This is a genomic window from Micromonospora deserti (assembly GCF_003236335.1).
In the GTDB taxonomy this organism is placed as follows: Bacteria; Actinomycetota; Actinomycetes; order Mycobacteriales; family Micromonosporaceae; genus Micromonospora; species Micromonospora deserti.
Genome location: NZ_POUB01000478.1, coordinates 1 through 1,989, shown reverse-complemented (window position 1 = coordinate 1,989; position 1,989 = coordinate 1). Strand labels below are relative to the sequence as shown.

The window sequence follows — 1,989 nt, the reverse complement described above, 5'->3', positions numbered from 1 at the left end:
ACCCTATCCCCGCCCCGGAAGGCACCTCCAGCAGCCGCGCGGGCAGATCACCGCCGGGTGGTGTGGATCTCGTCCCGGCCGGCGACCGGAGTCGGCTGCCGGACTCGACCGGCCCCCGCCGCCCGTCCGGACGTAGCCTGGACGGCACGCACACCGGCGAGGACGGGGACCGTGATGCCCCTCGCGGATGGTATCGACGACCTGGCCCGGGCGGCCGCACGCGGCGACGCGGGAGCGGTCGACGCGCTGCTGGCGGCCGTCCGCCCGGAGGTGCTCCGCATCTGCGCCCGCCTGCTGCCCAACCGGGAGGACGCCGAGGAGGCGTGCCAGGACACGCTGCTCGCGCTGGCAACGGGGATCACCCGGTTCGAGGGCAGGTCGTCGTTCCACACCTGGCTGTACCGGCTCGCCGCCAACCGGGCGCGCTCGACGTACCGGGTGTTGCGCCGCCGCTGGCTGGTGGAGGCCGCCGGCGTTCCGCTGCCGGAACCGCCCGACCCGCGGCGGACCAGCGTGGTCGCCGGCACCCGGCTGGATTTGCTCGACGCGCTCGACTCCGTCCGGCCCGACCTCGCCGAGGCGGTGACCCTGCGCGACGTCCTCGGGCTGAGCTACCGCGAGATCGCCGCGCTGCTCGACCTGCCCGAGGGGACGGTGAAGTCCCGCCTGCACGAGGCCCGCCAGCAGGTACGGCAACGGTTGTCCGATGAGTGAGCCGGGCGCCCGCCCGGCGCCCGCCCGGCTCACCTGGGGCCGCCGGCTGGTCGCCGCGGTGGCCGCCCTGGCCGTGCTCCTGCCGATCGCGGCCTGCGCCGAAGACACTCCGGTGTCGCCGCTGCCGGTGCGACCGCCGAGCCCGGCGCTCCCGGCCCGCTCGCCCTCGCCGACCCCGCCCGATCCGTCGGCTCCGACGGCGGTCACGCCGACGGTCCGCCGGCCCGTGCCGGCCCCGCCGGAGCCGACCCGGAGCACCCGGCCGTCCGCGCCATCGCCGACCGGGCTGCCGAGCGCCTGCCTCGGCCCGGTCCGCTACGACCTGGTGCTCGCCGAAATCGAACTGGCGCTGGTGAAGTCCCTCTGCTTCGCAGCCGGTGGGGTCCTGCGCGTCGTGGGCATCGGGCCGGGCGAGGTCACCGTGGACCGGGAGGAGCTGGTCTCCCGCAGCTACGAGGCCGGGGTGGTGGACATCCGTTTCGTGCGGACGGGCACGGTCACGGTGACGATTCCGCAGAACGGTACGGCCTACCCGATCACGGTGGTGGTGGTCTAACCGGCGGGCGGGCGTACCCGCACCCCGGCGAGCAGCGCGTCCACGAAGTCCGCCCCGGTCCCGGGTGGCGGCGCGACCTGCACGTAGAGCAGACCGGACCGGCCGGCGGCGAGGCCGGCGGCCTCGACGAGCACCGGTCGTCCCGCCGGGCAGGCGTACCCGGCCACCACCCAGTCGACGCCGCCCTGGCGGGTGCGCCGGAGCGGCGCGGCGACGCAGTCGGCGTGCGGGCGCTCGTCGAGGAAGCCCTCCGGCGTGGTCCGCCGGGCGGTGCTGGCGGAGAGGCCGACGAAGGCGCCGGGCACGCCCGGGTCCGCCGCCCAGCGGTCCGGGTTGGGCGAGACCACCAGCGCCGGTTCGAGGTCACCGTCGTCGCCGTACTGCCCCGCCCAGCCCGTGCCGGCGGCCCGCCATCCCGGCGGCAACGCGATCGTGACCGGCCCGCTGCTGCCGCTGCCCGGGCGGGGCGGGCCGGCGTCACCGGCGGCGGCACCCGGCGCGACGAGCGCGAGCAGACCCGCCGCGGCGAGGCCCAGCCGGCGGGCTGGCCCCCGCCCGGTACGGGACACCCGGCGCCCGCGTTGGGGCCGGGCCGCGCCGCCCGCGCGCCAGGCGGGCGCCCCCGCGACGGACCGCGACGCGGCTGCGGCGGTCGGCGCGCCCGCCTCACTCCCCGGCGGCGATCCGGCGCCGGCCGGGGGCGGCGCGGCGTCCGGGGG

At 78.4% G+C, this 1,989-nt stretch carries 2 protein-coding genes and 1 pseudogene; 2 read left to right on the top strand and 1 reads right to left on the bottom strand.

Features of this window, described 5'->3' with window-relative positions:
- Positions 1–174 precede the first annotated feature (174 nt).
- Together C1I99_RS31325 and C1I99_RS31320 are read left to right on the top strand one after the other, a co-directional pair.
- Entirely contained in the window at positions 175–714 is a 540-nt protein-coding gene (locus C1I99_RS31325; RefSeq protein WP_111137743.1) for an RNA polymerase sigma factor, read from the top strand.
- A complete protein-coding gene (locus C1I99_RS31320; RefSeq protein ID WP_111137742.1) occupies positions 707–1,270 on the top strand; it encodes a hypothetical protein in 564 nt (187 codons plus the stop codon). The genes C1I99_RS31325 and C1I99_RS31320 overlap by 8 nt, the downstream gene beginning before the upstream one ends.
- Here the strand turns inward: C1I99_RS31320 and C1I99_RS31315 are convergent.
- A pseudogene (locus C1I99_RS31315) lies at positions 1,267–1,989 on the bottom strand (serine/threonine protein kinase); the annotation flags it as partial. The gene C1I99_RS31320 and the pseudogene C1I99_RS31315 overlap by 4 nt on opposite strands.